At 41.1% G+C, this 807-nt stretch carries 1 protein-coding gene and 1 pseudogene; one reads left to right on the forward strand and one right to left on the reverse strand.

Annotated features, from left to right (window positions below):
* A pseudogene (locus FKN16_RS24310) lies at nucleotides 1-299 on the forward strand (ISNCY family transposase); the annotation flags it as partial.
* A 197-nt stretch (nucleotides 300-496) separates the two neighbouring features.
* Here FKN16_RS24310 and FKN16_RS24315 read toward each other — a convergent pair.
* On the reverse strand, nucleotides 497-697 hold the full coding sequence (locus tag FKN16_RS24315; RefSeq protein WP_170903740.1) for a hypothetical protein: 201 nt from the start codon (nucleotides 695-697) through the stop codon (nucleotides 497-499).
* Nucleotides 698-807: the final 110 nt, after the last annotated feature.

The following is an 807-nucleotide window of genomic DNA, read 5'->3' on the forward strand; positions in this document are numbered from 1 at the left end:
TCGACTATCCAGATGGTCGGATTGCCGTTCAGTATGGCGAGAGAAAGTTAAGTTTCAGAACCTTTGATAAGCTGGCTAAAGTGGACCAAACTCAAGTCGTCGACAATAAAAGACTGGGTAAAGTCCTCCAATTTGCCAAAGAGAAGCAGAAAGAATTTGATAAAGCCCAACTTAGGGAAAGAAGTCAAAGCGCGCCTAAACGAACAGCTCAGAAGCGTGCTATGGCTCAGTTAAGAGCATTAAACCCAGTACTGGCTGCCCCTGATAGTTTTAAGGTGAGTTACAGCAAAAACGGTTAAAAACCTATTTAGATAAACGACACTCGGAACTAATACAGCTAATAGTGTAGTGAATTGCGCCTTGTTCAGACTGTTTATCACTGATGCCCTGCTTCCTAACCATGTCTGACCAATACTCACACAAGCATCAAAGTCTGTGCGTTGTTCATATGCAGTTAAAAAATCAGAGCAAAAAGGCGTTATAATTCGTTTCATTCTCAAGAGAACATATCATCTCTAAACGCTTTAAAACGATCGTACGCTTGTTGCTTTCGTATCCAAGCTTGAGTCAATTCGTCTTTAGAGACACTCCCGGACCTAAACTCTTCTACAGTCTTATCGTAAGCTTCATTAGCTTGGGTTTCCTCATTTTTCAGTAAGATGAACTGAGGCCAAGACTCTGTGTTGATGCTCCCCATAACTTTCTCCAAACACCTGTATGATGCTAAGTGCTTATAAGTATAGATCAGCAGACAAACAGGACATTTCTACTTTGCTGAGGACAGGACATTTTAAAATGGGATTGACA

It is taken from the genome of Vibrio sp. 11-4(1), from assembly GCF_013048625.1.
Lineage (GTDB): Bacteria > Pseudomonadota > Gammaproteobacteria > Enterobacterales > Vibrionaceae > Vibrio > Vibrio diabolicus.